This is a genomic window from Algoriphagus aquatilis (assembly GCF_042657405.1).
Lineage (GTDB): Bacteria > Bacteroidota > Bacteroidia > Cytophagales > Cyclobacteriaceae > Algoriphagus > Algoriphagus aquatilis.
Genome location: NZ_JBHSKS010000020.1, coordinates 33,576 through 51,321 on the forward strand (window position 1 = coordinate 33,576; position 17,746 = coordinate 51,321).

Genomic DNA, 17,746 nt, shown 5'->3' on the forward strand with positions numbered 1-17,746 from the left:
TTTGACTCCCTTTTCTATTTCAATGTAACCAAAGTGACGCCTGCACCTCCACGATCCGCATGTTCGTCCTCCATTTTGCCGACTTGAGGCATGGTTCTAAGCAGATTTCTGGTCACCTCTCTCAAAATCCCATCCCCTTTACCATGAACAATTCTAAGGTTTTTGACTCCCAGCATATACCCTTCATCTACAAAGGTCTGGATCAAGGGCAAGATCTCCTCTCCTCTTTTTCCGCGTAGGTCAAGATTGGAGGAATAATCCATCATCTTCTCATTGGTATTGTAATTCCCTCTTCGCTCTACCGCTTTGAGTTCTTTTTTGACTTCCGTCTTGGAGATTTTTTCCAATCGGGACAGCTTCACATTGGATTTAAGATCTCCAATGGAGATTTCCACATCCTTATTTTTAACAGAAATCACCTCGGCCACAGCACCGTTATCCTTTAACCGTACCCAGTCTCCTGCTTCAATCTTCCCTCCGATAACCTGAATTTCCGGATCTTTGATGACTGTTTTTTCAGGCTTAATTTCTTCCTTGAAAACCTCTAACTCTTGACGGACTTGCTTGGTCACTTCTTTCTCGGCCTTTCCTTCCTTGATCTCACGGATGACCGACTCAATTTTTTTGTTAGTCTGATCCAAGAGTGACTTTGCTTCCAGCTTGGCTTCTTGGATATATCGCTTCTTGGTTAGCTCAAGCGTTTCCTTGAGTTGATTGTATTCTTTGAGCCTGGTCTGAAGCAATTTATCCTTGTCCTTTACTTCCTTAAGGAGCCCGGCATATTGGTTCTTTTCGTTTTCCAATTGGGTCAAAAGACGATCGTAGCGTACCCGCTCTTCACCGATATGGTCTTTGGCGTAGCTGAGAATTTCTTTGGAAAGACCGATTTTGGACGCAATCTCCAAGGCAAAGGAAGATCCTGGCTTACCGATTTCCAATTGATAGATCGGCTCGAGACGCTCCACATCGTATCGCATGGCACCATTGACCAGCCCTTGGTTTTTATTGGCAACTTGTTTCAGATTACCATAGTGGGTGGTAATGACTCCAAATGCACCAAGCTTGTTCAAAGCCAAGAGAATGGATTCGGCAATGGCTCCACCAAACTGTGGCTCAGTCCCTGTACCAAATTCATCGATAAAGAGAATCGTCTTTTTATTGGCAAACTGAGTGAAATGCTTCATGCTCAACAAGTGAGATGAATAGGTACTCAGGTCATTTTCCAAGTTTTGCTCGTCCCCGATGTCAATGAAGAAATTATCAAAAAGCGAACTCTTCGAGTCAGGATGAACAGGAATCAACAGCCCACATTGGAGCATGTATTGAAGCAAGGCGACTGTTTTCAAAGTGACGGACTTTCCTCCTGCATTTGGTCCGGAAATCACCAAAAGACGCTCATGACCACCTAGCTTGACATTGAGCGGCACAATGCTTTTTCCCTGCCCTTTCAAGGCCATTTCCAAAATCGGATGCCTTGCCCGAGTCCATTGAAGGGTACGCTCGCGGACCAATTCAGGCTTAGCACTTTCTGTTTTTTGAGCAAATCGAGCCTTAGCCCTGATAAAATCCATCAAGCCAAGAAAATTCGTAGCCTTGCGAAGTGCAGGAATAGATGGTCTGAGCTGATCGGTGAGCTTGGTCAAAATCCGGATGATCTCTCGTTTCTCCATGTATTCGAGGTCACGGATTTCATTGTTGATATCCAAAGCCTCCTCCGGCTCCATGAAAACCGTCTGCCCGGTAGCGGACTCATCGTGAATAAAACCACGCAGTTTGCGCTTGTTTTCTGCAGCAACCGGAATCACCATTCTACCACCACGAATGGTCATGGCAGCATCTTCAGGCGTCAGGCCTTTGGCTCTCGCTTCTTTAAAGATCCGCTCCATCACCTTCCGTAACCTGCCTTCCTCGTAAATCAACTGACTGCGAATCAGCTGTAATTCTTTGGAAGCGTTGCTTCGGATTTTACCTTTTTCATCGATGATTTGGTCGATGGTTTTCAGGAGATTGAGATCCAGATCGAGCAATAGTCCAAGCAGGGCACTGAGTGTGGGATAGCTTTCTCCCCATTTTTGAAAAAAAGAAATACAGCCTCTGAGTGTCTGTAGTGCGAGCTTAACCTCATAAAATTCCTCTTGGTCGAGGAAGGCTCCTTCCAACTTGGCTTTTTCTAAAAATGGACCCAAGTTGGTGAAATTGGAAGAAGGGAAAATCTCTCCAGAAATCAGGATCTGTCTAAATTCCTCTGTCTGATCCAATAGTCGTTGGACAAGATTATAGTCAGAAGAAAAAGAAACCTTGTCTACATAGTCCTGACCCAAAGACGAGGTGCACTCCGCTTTCAGCAGGTCTTTGACTTTTACGAAATTTATTTTTTGCTCGAGATTGGTCGGAAATAGCATCAGAATCGCTCCTCAATTCCCGGATTATTCTCACGGACCACCAACGAATCAATGACTCGGGTATATATTCTGTCCATTTTTGCAGCATCCTCCAGGTAATACAACATACTTTGAGTGAAAACAGAATCGGTCACTCCATGTTTGTCAAAAACATCTTTTTCCAATAAAGAATAAAGTACTTGGGAAGAATCGTAGGAAACCGGCAAAGCACTTACCACTCCCTCAGTGAGCTGGATATCAACGAGTACATTGACCATCTTATCCTCACTCAAAACACCCGAGGGGATACTTTCTGAGCTGCAGGAGAACAGCAAAACAGCACTGAAAATCAAAAACAGAATTCGTTTCACGGGCTAAAATTAGGTTTTTTTAACGGATAATATCCAGACCACTCCCATAAGTCAAATTTTAAATTTCGGCTTAAGACTTTAACTTAGCCCATTCAAAATCCACTCATGGACCAGCTGTTTGGCAAACTCAGGAAGTACGAAATCATGATCAGAAAGGTGGCCAATAACCACCTCCAAGGCGAATACCAATCGCTCTTCAAGGGTTCGGGCCTGGAGTTTGACGACCTCAGACCCTATCAATACGGAGATGATGTCCGAACCATCGAGTGGAAAGTATCAGCTAAGGGGCATGGCACTTTCGTCAAAACCTTCAAAGAAGAAAAAGAACAGTCCGTATATTTTCTTTTGGATATATCAGGAAGCCAGGACATTGGACAGCAGGGCCAAAAGAAAATCGACCAAGGAAAGCTGATTGCAGGAGTATTAACCCTAGCGGCTGTCTATGAAGGGAGTCAAGTGGGTTTGATCTCCTATTCCGATCAGCAGGAAAAGTTAATCCTGCCGGCAAAAGGAAGCAAACAGGGTGTAAAAATCATTCGAGGAATTTTTGATCATCAGAACAAAAGCTTGAAAACCAACCTGAATGGAATGTTTTCCTTTGCGCTCAATCTTATCAAAAAGCGAAGTATCATCATTGTCATCTCAGATTTTATCGATCAGGATTACGAACGGTCCTTTCGGGCATTGGCAGAAAGGCACGATGTGGTAGCCATTCAGCTGACAGACCCGAGGGAATCCGCTCTTCCTGCTTTGGGAATTATCCCGATCTTCGACAAGGAAAGAGGGAAAACTACCTGGATCAATACGGCCTTCGGAAGTTTTTCAAAGAAAATCGCTGATACGTTCACCACCGAGCGTGAAAACCTGCAGGAAATCTGCAAAAAGAACCAAATCAACTACCTTGTCATCGATTCCAGACTAGACATCGTGGCCCCGTTGATAGACCTATTTAAGTACCGAAACAAACGAATGAAACGTGGGTAGATTTGGGTTTTTACTTTTCTTCTTGGCAATGATTAACTCCTCACTTGCGCAGCAGGTGGAGATAAGTGGTTATTTTACTCAAGACTCAGCCAGACTGGGTGAGCGAGTGGGATTTGTGCTCAAGGCGAAATATCCCGAGACCAGTCAATTACTGTTTCCGGATTCGACATTTGATTTTTCTCCGTTAGTCTTTTTGGAGAAAAAAACTTTCATTTCAAATACAGTGGATGGAATCACGCAGGACAGTGCCATCTATTACCTATCCAATTTCTCCCTCGAACCATCGGTATTTTTGGCTTTGCCTGTCTACGAGCTCAATCGATATGACAGCTTAACTTACTTCACCAACGAAGCAGAATTGAAGCTGAAACTCATGCTGGACTCTATTCCGGAAGAATTGGTTTTTCAGGAAAATAACGTCTATCAGCCGCTCAAAAAATCATTCAATTGGCTACTTTTTGGACTGATCTCAGCTGCAGTGATTCTGGTTTTGGGAGTCCTGTTCACCTTATTCAAGGATCGAATCAAAGCCATCTTCAAGAAAAACAGAGAAAAAATTCGCTGGATCCAATTCGAACTCAAGTGGAAAAGACTTTCAACACTTTTGGCTCAAAATCCTAATCAGGAGCTGGCTGATGAGGTAATTGGGCTTTGGAAAGGTTATCTCGAAAGTTTGACTGCACAGCCTTATCAGGAGTGGACTTCCAGTGAAATCTCCGACGCACTCCAGGACAAGGAAGTATTCAAAGCGCTACGCTCGATCGATATGATCATCTATGCTGGCAAGGAAGGAAAGACAGAAGAGGCGACTGCCTACCTTTTTGAAATAGCAAAAACCACTTACAAGGAAAAATTAAACCAAATCAGAAATGAAAGAGCTTCTCGCTGAATTCTTTAGCTGGTCTTGGTTTTTGCCTGAGACCTTCAAATCCTATGAATGGGAAAAGCCCATCTTGCTAAACCTGCTCTGGATAATTCCTGTATTGATCCTGTTTCGAAAGTTTGTCAAATTCCTCAAGCGACCTGTTCTCGAGCTTTCCCTTCCCAAAAGAGTAGCCCGGGGCAATCCCTGGACCTACCTGAGACTGATTCCTACGGGCTTCTTTTTCCTAGCCTTAATCTTCATTGTGGTCGCTTTGGCGAGACCTCAGCGAAGCAACGAGCGGGTTGAGCAGTTCACCGAAGGGATCGATATCCTGTTGGTCATGGATATCTCTGAATCCATGGACCTGCAAGACTTCACTCCAAACAGGCTGGAAGCTGCCAAGAAGACAGCAATTGACTTTATCGAAGGCCGATTCGGAGACCGGATAGGAATGGTAGTTTTTTCAGGAGAAGCCTACTCGCTCTCACCTCTGACCAATGACTATAAGCTGCTCACTAGCTTGATTTCAGAGATCAATTTCTCCATGATCGAGGCCAAAGGCACGGCAATCGGTTCGGCTATAGCGGCAGGTACCAATCGAATGAAAGACAGCGAAACGCCTTCAAAAGTGATGATTTTGCTATCAGATGGGGAAAGCAATGCAGGAAATGTGGATCCCTTGTTCGCAGCTCAACTTGCCTCTGCTTTTGACATTAAGATCTACACGATTGCGGTGGGAAAAGACGGCATGGTCCCCTATGGAACAGATTTCTTTGGCAGACCTCAAATGGTGGAAAGCTATTTGGATGAGACAACCCTGAGGGAAATCGCCCGAATTGGAAACGGTCAGTTTTTCAGAGCCTCAGATGGCAGTGCGCTCCAGCAGATTTTCGATCAAATCAACACCTTGGAAAAAGCGGAAATACTAGAAAACAGATACAAGGAGACCCAAGATTATTATCGAATTTATCTTTTTTGGGCCATGTTGTTTTTCCTGGTCTGGTTGGGACTGAAAAGCTCTTTCCTCAATAATTTCTTATTGGACTGATTCTGCCAACTGGACTTTTTTCCATTTTTCCAACCTTGGATTCATCACTGCAAACCAAAGCGGCGGAAAACAAGCCAAAATAATCATAGCCGAATAGCCTGCGGGGAGTTGTGGACTTTGATCATGGTGATCCAAAACTTGGTAGCGCTTGTAAGCATACGCATGATGGTCAGAGTGCCGTTGAAGCTGGAATAGAAGAAAATTACTTACCAACTGAGAAGCATTCCAAGAATGAATGGGAGTCACTTTTTCATAACCTCCATTGGATAGTTTTTTCCTTTCCATCCCATAATGCTCCAAGTAATTCACCAACTCTAAAAGAGTGAATGCCAAAACGCTTTGAGTAAAAAAGAACACAGGTACTTCCCAGACTAAGCGCTCCAAAAGCAGACTGAAAATCCCGAAGGAAAGTCCCGCAAAGAAAATCGGAAAGAGCTGAAACCAAATCATCTGGTTTTGGTGCGACCACTTGGAAAGTCCTTTTTTAGCTAATCTTTCGGCTTCGAGATGCCATGCACTTAGATAGCCCTCGGTCACTGATCTCCACCAAAACGCGTAGAAAGACTCATCTTTTCGGCTGGTGGCCGGATCTTCCGGCGTAGCTACCCGCGCATGATGCCCTCGGTTGTGCTCAATAAAAAAGTGCATATAACATACCGTCATGAGCAGCACTTTCGCATAAAACTGTTCGATTTTTTCAGCACGATGACCCAATTCATGAGCTACGGTGATCCCAATACCTCCTGTGACCAAAGCCACTCCAGATGTGAAAGCAATCCATTCGAGGAGAGTAAACGAGTAAGTGGCCACCACATAAAATCCCCAAACCAACACAGCGAGTTGGACATAAACCCATATGAACGTAATCAAGCGATAAAACCGCTCTTTGGTCACTTCACTGACTTCCTTTGCAGGTACATTGTGCGTATCCTTTTGAATCAAATAATCCATCAGTGGAACAAGCACAAAAACAAATCCATGGATCAACCATTGGAATGCTCCTCCCAAATACACTCCCAATACCAACAAAGCTGGCAAAATCAAAGCGCTGAAGAATCCGATCTTTTTCATTACCAAGTGATTTTTGTCGGGAAAATTTAGGGAAAGGTACAGGAAATAACAATCCTCTTTCTTCTCAATTAACATCTGTTCAAATCCTGACAAAAATCAGCTTTCTGTGTATTCCTTATCACTTCCTGCCAGGAGAATAGGCACCAACTTGCCAGAAATTTGGAAATCATGGCACTATCTCCAGCACTCATCCGAAAGTACAACCAACCAGTACCGAGGTACACGTCCTATCCGACCGTCCCGCTTTGGGACAATCAGATTGACCTGACGAGTTGGGAAAAAACGGTAAAAATTGCCTTTGATCAGTTTGGAAAAGACGAAGGAATCAGCCTGTATATCCATCTTCCTTTTTGCGAAAACCTCTGCACCTATTGCGGCTGCAACAAGCGAATCACCAAAAATCACAAGGTAGAAGACCCCTATATCGAAGCTGTGCTGAGAGAATGGGAACATTACCTTGGCGTTTTGGGAGAAATGCCAAAAATATCCGGAATTCACCTTGGAGGAGGAACCCCTACTTTTTTTGCGCCCGAAAGCCTTGAGTTCATGATCTCCAAAATCCTTAAGTCGGCAGAAAGAACTAAAAACTTTGAATTCAGCTTTGAGGGACATCCCAACAATACCACGTTTGAGCACCTTCAGGAATTGGCCCTCTTGGGATTTGACCGGGTCAGCTACGGGATTCAGGATTTTGACGAAAAGGTCCAACAAGCTATTCATCGCATTCAACCCTTTGATAAGGTTAAGTTGGCCACCGATAATGCCAGAAAATTGGGATACACCTCAGTCAATTTTGACCTGATTTATGGGCTTCCGCATCAGACGCTCCTGACTCTTGAAAACACCTTTCAAAAGGTGGCAGAGTTGAGGCCCGAGCGAATCGCTTTTTACAGTTATGCTCACTTGCCCTCTGCATTTCCAGCTCAGAAGAGCTTTGAAGAATTCCTTCCCAAGGAGGAAGAAAAGCGAGCTTTGTATGAGTTTGGAAAAGCCAAACTGATCGAAATGGGCTATGAAGAAATCGGGATGGATCATTTTGCCCTAGCCAATGATCCTCTTTGTGTAGCCAAAAAAACAGGGACTTTGCACCGCAACTTTATGGGTTACACGACACTCCCCTCCCGAATGCTTTTGGGATTGGGCGCCAGCAGTATCAGCGACGTATGGATCGGATTTGCCCAAAACGAGAAGCGGATCGAAGCTTATGAAGAGGAGCTCAAAGAGCATCACATTGCCTTGGTAAAAGGCCATCTATTGACTGAAGAAGACTTACTGGTTAGGGAATTGATCCTGGATTTGATCTGTAAGGGAAGCGCCACCATTCCTTTTAGCATTTGGGAAAATATCCCGGCAAAAAACAAACAGGCTTTGAAGGAATTTGAAGAGGAAGGTCTACTTACTTTGACGGATTTGCAACTCACCATTCATCCGGATGGAATGGCCGTGGTGCGAAATATTTGTTCCAATTTTGACTTACGGATGATTCAAACTCAGGAGAAAAAAGCTGTCTTCAGTAAGGCAATCTGATCAGTGGCACATGGTGATTTCTACCTGCTGAGTACCATAATCAAATACTGCCAACTCCGGACTCAATCCCGGAATCCCAAGTCCCAAGCCCCTAAACACCATCAATATTCCAATCAACATTCCCAGATAAGGAATAGCTTTTTGGAATTGCTGACGCCTAACTATGGGCAAGAGATCTCCCGAGATCATCAATCCTAACAGCATCGGGATGGTGCCCATGCCAAAGAAAAACATGTAGGCAGAACCCAACCAAGGGCTTTGCATGCCCATCGCCACCACCAAGGCCATGTAGACCATGCCGCAAGGCAGAAGTCCATTGACCAATCCGGTGGAGAAAAAAGCCACTTTGCTTCCAGATTTTAAATACCGCCCAAGCTTGGATTTGATCCAGGAGACCACTCCTGAAAGTGCCGGAATACTCAAAAATTGATCGGCTTTTTTATAACTCAGAGAAAGCAAAACGACCAGAACCCCCATCCCAATCGATATGCCTTGCTGAATTCCTGCTAACGAAAGGGAAAAACCCAAGCTCCCGATCACTAGTCCAAGCATGGCATAGGTCAAACTTCGCCCTAGGTTATAAATGATTTTGTTGAATAAAAAGGTATTGCTTCCTTTTCCGCCTACTGCCAAAGCAATGGGACCACACATTCCCACGCAGTGGAATGATCCCAAAAACCCCAACACAAAAGCAGTCCAGAGCATATTAAAGGGTAATTTTCTTTTCTTCATAAAAGTCTACGCCATTTTCAGTCCACGTCAATTGAACTCTCCAATAGCCGGATTTCAAATCCTGTAGCGGAACCTTGGTTTTTCCTTCAGAAGTGATTTCGAGCGGAAGATTTTTGTCCAGTCTGGCATCCGAAGGTCGAAAGAGCTGAAGACTGCCTTTCGCACCAACAGGTAGATCCAGGATCATTGCCTTTTCCTGTCCGTCAAAAACCAATACTTCTCGGTCAAGCGTAGATGCCGAAACTTCACGGTCAATTTGATCCTGATACTTGATTTCCTTTTCGTAGTAATTTTCAGCCACCAGATGAATATCATCCTGTCTTACCGAAATGACCACTAGCGTCATGATAAAGCCTACAAAGGCGATAATGGTCAATAAAATTCCTTTTCCCCAATCCATAGTTTCTCGGTTTATTTGCCACCCACGGGTGCCATAAAGTTGGTTTCAATATCGTCAAATTCTACTCCTTCGGCAGAAAGCACCAAGTGGACTTTCTCCTGAGGCACCTTTACATCGGTTTGTTCTTTTACCAGAAAGAATCGCCCCTCAAACTTAGTCTGTGGTTCGATTACCCAATTGGTATCGCCCACGATTTCCACATTCATCCCATCAGCCATCGAAACGATAGTTACACTTTGCGGTTCAAAGGTCTTATTGATCAACGTGATGTTATACAAGTTAGACACTTTACCATCAGGTCTGGCCTGATAGGTCATACCCGGGAAACGGGTGATGGTCCCTTCCAAATCCTCCCGAGTAGCAATCAGACTGACAAATGCGGCTACCAGTAGCATCAAAACAAAGGTGTAGCCCTTTACTCGTCCGGTGAATAATTTCTGAAAACCTTGCTTGATGCTGTTTTCGGAAGCGTACCGAATCAGACCTGTCGGACGGTCCACCTTAACCATGACCTCATCACAGGCATCGATGCAGGCAGTACAGTTCACACATTCCATTTGAGTCCCGTTTCGGATATCAATTCCTGTAGGACAAACCTGCACGCACAGTCCACAATCCACACAATCCCCTTTTGGAGCAACTTCAGTAGCCTGCTTACGGATCGGACTTCTTGGTTCGCCTCTCACATAGTCGTACATCACATTGATACTGTTGTCATCCAAAAGCACTCCTTGAAGACGACCATAGGGACACACCACAATACATGCCTGCTCTCTAAACCAAGAGAACACAAACATGAAAATGCCCGAAAAAGCAACCAAACCAATAAATCCAGCCAAATGAGCAGTGGGAGGCTGGGTGACAATTTGAATCACTTGGTCGATCCCAATCAAATACGCCATCACCAGATGACCTATAAGCAGAGAGATCAATCCAAAAACAGAGATCTTTAGCCCTTTTTTCCAGATTTTCTCAGCTGTCCAAGGACCTTCATTGAGTGTTCGCTGTTGATTCGCATCACCCTCGATCAGGTATTCGATTTTTCGAAATACCATTTCCATAAAGAGTGTTTGAGGACAGGCCCAACCACACCAAACCCTCCCAAAAACCACCGTAAAGAGAATGACAAAAACAAAGAAAATGAGTAATAGAAAAATCAATAGGTGCGTATCCTGAGGCCAAAAGGCTGCTCCGAAAATGATGAATTTCCGTTCGAAAATATTGAAGAGCATGTACGGCCTGCCTTCTACTTTGATGAATGGCCCTGCAAAAAGAATTGCCAGCAATAACCAAGAGAGGTAAGTGCGGTAGTTATAAAAAAAGCCTTTGACCTTCTTGGGATAGACCCAATTTCGTTTTCCATCCTCACGGACAGAGGCCAATGCGTCTCGGAAAGACTCAGGATTAAGATTGGGATTGATATTTTTCTTTGCCATGGAAAGGCTGAGGTTAAAGCCGGGAGATACACTCCCGGCTTTTTAAATTTACTCGATCGTAGCAACTACCGCTGTGCTATCTGTCACAGGAGCGGCTTCGGCAGGAGCAGGGGTTGTGGAATACAATTCACCCTGAGGTGCTTTGGGCGTAGCAGGAGAAGTACCTTTCAGCGAAAGAATAAAGGAGGAGACTTGCTGCATTTGCTCAGGGCTGAGCTGATCTTGCCAAGGAATCATCCCTTTTTCTACCACACCATACTTTACAACTTTGAATACATCCTGGATAGAACCTCCATGTATCCAATATTCATCTGTTAGATTTGGCCCAACACCACCTCCTCCATCTTCTGCATGGCAAGCCGCACAGTTGGATTCGAAAATGGTCTTTCCCGATGAAAGCGATTCCGCTCCTTCGTCAAATACCACTGTGGTCTCATCAATACCTGCGAGCATTGACGCTTTTCTTCCCTCAGCTGCAACTGCCTCAAGTCGGAGCTCTTCCTGATACTCTTCTTCGCCTGTGAGTCCGGTACCCAATACCGTGTAATCCACAAAATAGATCACTGCAAAACCAATGGTACCAATAAAGACCCACTGCAACCAGGGGGGCATGAAGTTGTCCAACTCAGTAATACCATCATAGGAGTGATCAGCCATCATTTTGGCTTTTTCTTCTTTACCGCCTACAGCGTCCAATTTTCCTGTGACAAAACGCTCCTTGAAGCTATCCCACCAAGAAGGCTCATTGGCCAAAGCAGGATTTTCCTTTTTGAATACCGCAGCCATAAATGACATCAGGTAAACCATCAAAATCAACAGGAGAACAATGACTACCAATACCACCCCCAGGATGATTAGCAACGTCAATTGGCTGGAATCCATAGCACTCAACGTGGTATACCAATTGGATTCTTCGGTTTGGGCTAAAGCTGGAATGGCCAAACCACCCATTAGTGTAAGTATTGAAAATAACTTTTTCATGGCTTTAAAGAGGTTGATTCATTTTCATCCATTGGAAGAGCTTCCATATGATCCACGTAGCTTTTTGGTACGCGAACCACCCAAATAAACATTCCCACAAAGAAGGTTACGAAAATCAGCAAAGAGATAATTGGGTATATCTCAATGTTTTCGATCGAACGGAGGATTTCCTTATACATGACTTCTAAAGTTTATTTGGTTGAAGCTGAAGTTTTCTTGATGTCAGTACCTAGTCTTTGGAGGTAAGCAATCAAGGCCACGATCTCGGTATTTGGAGCTACTTCCACACCTGCATCTTTCAGGTTTGCCACCACTTTGGCAGCCTGAGTTTCGTAGTCAGCCGTAGCTTTCGCATCAAATCCTTCAGGATAAGGGACTCCCAATTTTTGAAGAGTTCTGATTTTAGCCGGAAGATCAGAGATGTCCAACTCATTGGTGCTCATCCAGGGATAAGATGGCATCAGCGAACCCGGAGACATGGAAGTCGGATCTACCATGTGATGGTAATGCCAACTGTCTGGATATTTGCCTCCGATTCTATGCAAATCAGGGCCTGTACGCTTGGACCCCCAAAGGAATGGTCGGTCGTAGACAAATTCGCCAGCCTTGGAGTATTCTCCATAGCGTTCTGTTTCGGATCGGAAAGGTCGGATCATCTGCGAGTGACAGCCCACGCAGCCATTGGCGATGTAAAGGTCTCTGCCTTCCAACTCCAGAGGAGTATAAGGCTGTACGGAGCTGATGGTTGGAATATTGGATTTAACCAACATGGTTGGGATAATCTCGACTACCCCTCCGATAGCTACCGCAATGGTTGCCAATATGGTGAAGAAGACAGGCTTTCTTTCCCATGCTCTATGCCAAAACTCACCTGAAGGATTGTAAGCTCGTGCCAAGGCCGGAGCTTGATCTTCCTCGGTAGCCTGGAAGCTACCTTGCTTGGCAGTCATCCACATATTGTAAGCCATAATGATGGCACCGGTCAAATAAAGAAGTCCTCCTACTGCTCTCAGCATGTACATAGGCACAATCTGAATCACGGTCTCGAGAAAGTTAGGATAAGCCAAGCGTCCTGCCTCGTTGAATTCTTTCAGCATCAAAAACTGAGTCAAACCTGACACATAAAGCGGAAGGGCGTAGAAGATGATACCCAAGGTACCTAGCCAAAAGTGCGTATTGGCCAATTTGGTCGAGTAAATGCTGGTTTTGAAAAGTCTTGGCCACATCCAGTACAGCATACCGAAAGTCAAGAAACCATTCCAACCCAATCCACCGATGTGCACGTGACCAACGATCCAGTCAGTATAGTGTGCAATCGCGTTGACATTTTTAAGAGAAAGCATTGGGCCTTCAAAAGTCGCCATACCGTAAGCGGTCACAGCCACTACCATGAATTTCAAAACAGGCTCTTGACGGACTTTGTCCCAAGCACCTCTCAAGGTCAAAAGGCCATTCACCATACCACCCCAAGATGGAGCAATCAACATGACTGAGAAAATGGTACCCAATACTTGCGCCCACTCAGGAAGAGCGGTATAAAGCAAGTGGTGAGGTCCTGCCCACATGTAAATGAAAATCAACGACCAGAAGTGAACGATCGAAAGCTTATAAGAATAAACCGGACGATTGGCCGCTTTGGGAAGGAAGTAATACATCAGACCCAAGAATGGAGTTGTGAGGAAAAATGCTACCGCATTGTGTCCATACCACCACTGTACCAAGGCATCCTGCACCCCGGCATAAGCAGAGTAGCTTTTAAAGAAAGAAACGGGAAGCTCCAATGAATTGAAAATGTGCAAGATCGCTACCGTCACAAACGAACCCAGGTAAAACCAAATCGCTACATACATGTGTCGCTCACGGCGCTTGATCAGGGTACCGATCATGTTTGCTCCAAAAGCCACCCAAACCAACGCAATCGCAATGTCGATAGGCCACTCCAATTCCGCATATTCTTTGGAAGTGGTGATACCCAATGGCAAGGTCAAGGCAGCAGAAAGAATGATCAATTGCCAACCCCAGAAATGAAACCAGCTGAGGGCTGTGTTCCACATCGGCGTTTTGAGCAATCTAGGCATGGAGTAATAGACCCCTGCGAAAATGGCATTACCAACGAAGGCGAAAATGACCGCGTTGGTATGCAGTGGGCGAATCCTACCAAAAGTGGTATAGGGATTACCCATGTTTGCCTCAGGCCAGAATAGTTGGAGAGCGGCAATCAAGCCGACCAACATCCCGACAAGGCCCCAGATAATAGTGGCGGCTCCAAAGAACTTGACAATCTTATTGTCGTAATGGAACCTTTCCAAAGTAGCATCATTCATAGGACTTGGATTTTTTAGGTTGATCTTTAATTATTTTTTTAGGCTGGTTTTCGAATAAAATGCGGACGGAGGGCGTGTAGCTATCGTCGAATTGACCATCCTTCATTGCCCTGAAAAACAAGACCAAGAACGTGACGGCCAAAACCAAACTGACAGCAATCAAGACAAAGATGACTTCCATATTAGGCTTTGTTTAAGTGAATGAGCCCCTTCCGGACACCCATGAAATTGGTAACTAGTGTGGTAAAGATGACCACTGAAATACTACTCACAGGCATCAGAATCGCGCAAAGGACAGGACTCAGAAGCCCTTGAACAGCCAATGAAAGACCCACTATATTGTAGAGGAAGCTCAGCCCGAAACTGGCTTTGATGATCTTCCGGCTGTCTCTGGCAAAAGCTAAAAAGGCTGGGATTTTAGCAAATGAATCTGCATCCAAAATGGCATCACTCGCAGGAGAAAAATGACTTACCCGATCGGTGATCGCTACACCTACCTGACTTTCTTGCAAAGCTCCCGCATCATTGAGCCCGTCTCCGATCATGAGCGAATTTTTACCCTGCTGATTCAAAGACTTGAGATAGTTCAATTTGTCTACCGGGCTCTGATTGAAATGATAGGAAACTTCACCTTTCAAGGCCTTGGACAATGATTCCTCTTCATGACCGTGGTCACCGGAAAGTACATGTAAATCCAAGGTTTGACCAAGATGGCTGACGATAGCAGCAGCCCCTTCTCTCAAAGTGGATTGAATATGAAAATACCCAAGGACAACATGTTCAACAGCGAAATAGACCAAATTGCCAGTAGGTACTTCAACCTTGTTTTTGACCTGCACAAAGTCTGCTGAACCCAATTTGAATTGCTGGCCTTTGTAGGTTGCCATCAAGCCTTTTCCTTTGATTTCAGCTGGGTTTTCCAAGGAAATTGAAGGAGTATTTTCTAGCCAAAGGTTGATCCGATTACTCAAGGGATGCGTAGATCGCTCGACGAGTGCTTTGAGTATCTGTTTGCTTTCGGAGGAAAGATCTTCACCGAAATAATCTATTCTGGCCTTTCCCGGATCGGTCAGCGTACCTGTTTTGTCAAAAACCACCGTATCGATCAAGGCAAGTCGCTCGACCACCGCTGCATTCTTCAGATAAAATTTTCCTTTCCCAAAAATTCGAAGGGTATTGCCCAAGGTGAAAGGAGTGGACATGGAAAGTGCACATGGACAGGCCACGATCAAAACAGTGGTGAAAGCTTTCACCGCCAAAGGCATATCTTTCCCTACCCAATAAACAAAAGCAGCTACCGCAATAGTCAAAACAGTCCAGGTAAATACCCCGCTGATTCGGTTTGCCAAGGGTTCGAGCAAGCGCTTATTTTCCTTTTCAAAAGAATCATTGTTCCAAAGGTCGGTCAGGTAACCCTGAGAAGGAGACTTCTGAACGGTAAGCAAAATCGGATCACCTTTTTGGCGTCCGCCTGCATAGATCAATTCCCCTTTTTGCTTGGGTACAGGCAATTCTTCACCGGTTACAAAACTGTAATCGATATGCGCCCTTTCGGAGAGAAGTAGAGAATCCGCTGGAATCAGTTCTTCATCCCGCACTAAAATCACATCACCGACTTGAAGCTTGATTAGCGGAATTACCTCTTCTCGCTCTTTGACCAACTTGGTAACGGCTATCGGGAAATAAGCTTTATAATCACGATCAAACTCAAGGGTAGCGAAGGTTTTCTGCTGGTACACTTTTCCCAAAAGCAAGAAAAATAACAGGCCACCCAAACTATCCATGTAACCGGCATTGCCTTGCATGAAAATCTCCCAAAGTGAGTAAAGGAAAAAAGCAATGATTCCTAATACAATGGGCACGTCCATGTTGATTTTCTTTTGACGGACAGCGTTCCAAGCCGAAACGTAGTAATCGCTCGCCGCATAAAAAACGATAGGTAGAGAAAGGACGACATTGAGGTAATCAAAGAGTCCTTTGAATCCCTCACCAAGGAGCTTGGCCTCTGAAAAATACTCCGGCATGCTGAACAGCATCATATTACCAAAGCAAAAGCCTGCTACGCCGAGTTTAGTGAGCGTTTTCCTATCAATGGAATGCCCTTCTTTTTTGTCAAGATCCGCGAGATTGATTTTGGGTTCGTAACCCAAGGTAGAAAGAAGACTTACTACTTCTTTGAGGGAAATCTTGGTATTCAGGTATTTGATTTGAACTTTCTTCTTAACGAAATCAACCCTACTACCGGTAATCGCAGCGTTGATTTGAAAAAGATTTTCTAAAAGCCAAATACAAGAAGCGCAATGGATTAGAGGGATATAAAAAGTAACATGGCTCTCGGAATCATTTTTGAAATCGAGAAGCTTATTCACTACGTCAGCATCATCCAAATAGTCAAAGCGATTTTTTATTACTGAGGCCTGTTTTTGAGATTTGCCAGGGGCAGATTCAATTGCATAGTAATTACAAAGGTCATTTTGAGAGAGAACCTCATAAACCAATTTACAACCTTGGCAACAGAAGCTTTTTTTATCAAACACCAATGAGTCATGAGTACAGTCCTCACCACAGTGGTAGCATTTCTCTTCAAGTTTGACAGGGACTCCTAAACTCATTGTGACTAACTTTTTTTAAAATTACTTGGGGTTATGTCCTAAGAACATGATCAAAATCAGTGGGAATAATGACTTACACCGAGAGGTAAAAAGAAAGCTTTTCACTCCAGATTTTACCTTTATAGAAATGGAAAAGAACTTTTGCGAGATCGGCCTGATAATTTTTCGTCGTCACCAAGAGCGTGCAATCGTGTTTGACTGCATAGGACCAAAAGTCCCCGATACGATTGAAATTAAACTTGATAAAGCTGGTCTCACGTGTAGTTGAGGAGACCAATTGAATGATTTCTTGCTCTTCTCTGATTTTTGATTTCGGAATAAAAGAAGGCGAGATTATCGTCGCTTTGCTTTGTCCAATCAGATTTTTAAAAAGGAAGATGAATCTCTTGATTAGGTCCGCAGAGTTGGGCGTACCATCATAATGAAAAAGTAAATGATGAATAGAAAACTCCGGGACGTAAAGTAAAACAGGTATGGGACAAACTTCTTTTTCCAGAGGCTTGGGATAATCATGTTGATGCAGCCACTCCAGGGTTTTGTATAGATCTATGGTAAACAAAGAAGGATTCTCCTCATTATGAAAATAAGACGGTGGAGGTAAAGACGGATCAAACGATTCTGTCAATTCCTTAGAATAAAACTCCCTTAGAACATCCTCAGGTAGTTCGTATCGTAATGCGTGGGGTGATTTGAGATCCATGACAAAATTGTATGGCTCAAAACTATCCCAAGAAAATCAGTTAGGGCCTGACCTATGCAGGTAAAGAATATGATAAAAATCAGATTTACACTTAATAAAAGAGGATATGCATCGAAAAAGAAGATCCAACTAATAATTCCAAAAAGCATAAATGAAAAAACCCAGCTTTAGAGGCTGGGTTTTGAATAATGTGGCGGCGACCTACTCTCCCGGGAGTAACCCCAGTACCATCGGCGCTGCAGGGCTTAACTTCTCTGTTCGGGATGGGAAGAGGTGGGACCCCTGCGCTAGGCCGCCTAAATTGGAAGACTCAA

General features: G+C 44.3%; 16 protein-coding genes and 1 rRNA gene. 4 read left to right on the plus strand and 13 right to left on the minus strand.

Features of this window, described 5'->3' with window-relative positions:
* Positions 1 to 14: 14 nt before the first annotated feature.
* Both ACFPIK_RS17125 and ACFPIK_RS17130 read right to left on the minus strand, forming a co-directional pair.
* The gene (locus ACFPIK_RS17125; RefSeq protein WP_377917510.1) at positions 15 to 2,402 is read right to left on the minus strand and encodes an endonuclease MutS2; all 2,388 of its coding nucleotides are present in this window, start codon (positions 2,400 to 2,402) and stop codon (positions 15 to 17) included.
* Positions 2,402 to 2,752: a DUF4296 domain-containing protein gene (locus ACFPIK_RS17130; RefSeq protein ID WP_377917511.1), complete on the minus strand. Its 351-nt coding sequence runs from the start codon at positions 2,750 to 2,752 to the stop codon at positions 2,402 to 2,404. The genes ACFPIK_RS17125 and ACFPIK_RS17130 overlap by 1 nt, the downstream gene beginning before the upstream one ends.
* A gap of 105 nt (positions 2,753 to 2,857) precedes the next feature.
* Between ACFPIK_RS17130 and ACFPIK_RS17135 the strand changes: the two genes are divergently transcribed.
* From ACFPIK_RS17135 to ACFPIK_RS17145, 3 genes are read left to right on the plus strand one after another with little or no spacing between them, the layout of a single operon-like run.
* The gene (locus ACFPIK_RS17135) at positions 2,858 to 3,736 is read left to right on the plus strand and encodes a DUF58 domain-containing protein (protein WP_377917512.1); all 879 of its coding nucleotides are present in this window, start codon (positions 2,858 to 2,860) and stop codon (positions 3,734 to 3,736) included.
* A gap of 28 nt (positions 3,737 to 3,764) precedes the next feature.
* Entirely contained in the window at positions 3,765 to 4,625 is an 861-nt protein-coding gene (locus tag ACFPIK_RS17140) for a hypothetical protein (RefSeq protein WP_377917514.1), read from the plus strand.
* On the plus strand, positions 4,606 to 5,649 hold the full coding sequence (locus ACFPIK_RS17145; protein WP_377917516.1) for a vWA domain-containing protein: 1,044 nt from the start codon (positions 4,606 to 4,608) through the stop codon (positions 5,647 to 5,649). Before ACFPIK_RS17140 ends, ACFPIK_RS17145 begins: the two co-directional genes overlap by 20 nt.
* Here ACFPIK_RS17145 and ACFPIK_RS17150 read toward each other — a convergent pair.
* The gene (locus ACFPIK_RS17150) at positions 5,638 to 6,720 is read right to left on the minus strand and encodes an alkane 1-monooxygenase (protein WP_377917518.1); all 1,083 of its coding nucleotides are present in this window, start codon (positions 6,718 to 6,720) and stop codon (positions 5,638 to 5,640) included. The genes ACFPIK_RS17145 and ACFPIK_RS17150 overlap by 12 nt on opposite strands.
* A 168-nt stretch (positions 6,721 to 6,888) precedes the next feature.
* Between ACFPIK_RS17150 and hemN the strand changes: the two genes are divergently transcribed.
* Positions 6,889 to 8,247, plus strand: coding sequence for an oxygen-independent coproporphyrinogen III oxidase (hemN, locus tag ACFPIK_RS17155; RefSeq protein ID WP_377917520.1), 1,359 nt, complete (start codon positions 6,889 to 6,891; stop codon positions 8,245 to 8,247).
* On the opposite strand, the gene ACFPIK_RS17160 is transcribed toward hemN, so the two are convergent.
* From ACFPIK_RS17160 to rrf, 10 genes are all read right to left on the minus strand, one after another.
* Positions 8,248 to 8,952 (minus strand): sulfite exporter TauE/SafE family protein, encoded by a 705-nt coding sequence (locus ACFPIK_RS17160; RefSeq protein ID WP_377917522.1) that lies wholly within the window; start codon positions 8,950 to 8,952, stop codon positions 8,248 to 8,250.
* 1 nt (position 8,953) lies between these two features.
* Positions 8,954 to 9,379 (minus strand): FixH family protein, encoded by a 426-nt coding sequence (locus ACFPIK_RS17165; RefSeq protein WP_377917524.1) that lies wholly within the window; start codon positions 9,377 to 9,379, stop codon positions 8,954 to 8,956.
* A gap of 11 nt (positions 9,380 to 9,390) precedes the next feature.
* Entirely contained in the window at positions 9,391 to 10,815 is a 1,425-nt protein-coding gene (gene ccoG, locus ACFPIK_RS17170) for a cytochrome c oxidase accessory protein CcoG (RefSeq protein ID WP_377917525.1), read from the minus strand.
* Between the two features lie 48 nt (positions 10,816 to 10,863).
* A complete protein-coding gene (locus tag ACFPIK_RS17175) occupies positions 10,864 to 11,796 on the minus strand; it encodes a cbb3-type cytochrome c oxidase N-terminal domain-containing protein (RefSeq protein ID WP_377917527.1) in 933 nt (310 codons plus the stop codon).
* Positions 11,793 to 11,975 (minus strand): cbb3-type cytochrome c oxidase subunit 3, encoded by a 183-nt coding sequence (locus ACFPIK_RS17180; protein WP_377917529.1) that lies wholly within the window; start codon positions 11,973 to 11,975, stop codon positions 11,793 to 11,795. Before ACFPIK_RS17180 ends, ACFPIK_RS17175 begins: the two co-directional genes overlap by 4 nt.
* A 12-nt stretch (positions 11,976 to 11,987) precedes the next feature.
* Positions 11,988 to 14,120 carry a cytochrome-c oxidase, cbb3-type subunit I gene (ccoN, locus tag ACFPIK_RS17185; protein WP_377917531.1) on the minus strand — a complete coding sequence of 711 codons (2,133 nt, stop codon included), beginning with the start codon at positions 14,118 to 14,120 and terminating at the stop codon, positions 11,988 to 11,990.
* Positions 14,113 to 14,301, minus strand: coding sequence for a cbb3-type cytochrome oxidase assembly protein CcoS (gene ccoS, locus ACFPIK_RS17190; protein WP_187177780.1), 189 nt, complete (start codon positions 14,299 to 14,301; stop codon positions 14,113 to 14,115). The genes ccoN and ccoS overlap by 8 nt, the downstream gene beginning before the upstream one ends.
* 1 nt (position 14,302) lies before the next feature.
* Positions 14,303 to 16,732: a heavy metal translocating P-type ATPase gene (locus ACFPIK_RS17195; RefSeq protein ID WP_377917534.1), complete on the minus strand. Its 2,430-nt coding sequence runs from the start codon at positions 16,730 to 16,732 to the stop codon at positions 14,303 to 14,305.
* Between the two features lie 73 nt (positions 16,733 to 16,805).
* Positions 16,806 to 17,432 carry a hypothetical protein gene (locus ACFPIK_RS17200; RefSeq protein WP_377917536.1) on the minus strand — a complete coding sequence of 209 codons (627 nt, stop codon included), beginning with the start codon at positions 17,430 to 17,432 and terminating at the stop codon, positions 16,806 to 16,808.
* A 188-nt stretch (positions 17,433 to 17,620) separates the two neighbouring features.
* Positions 17,621 to 17,732 (minus strand): 5S ribosomal RNA (rrf, locus tag ACFPIK_RS17205).
* Positions 17,733 to 17,746: the final 14 nt, after the last annotated feature.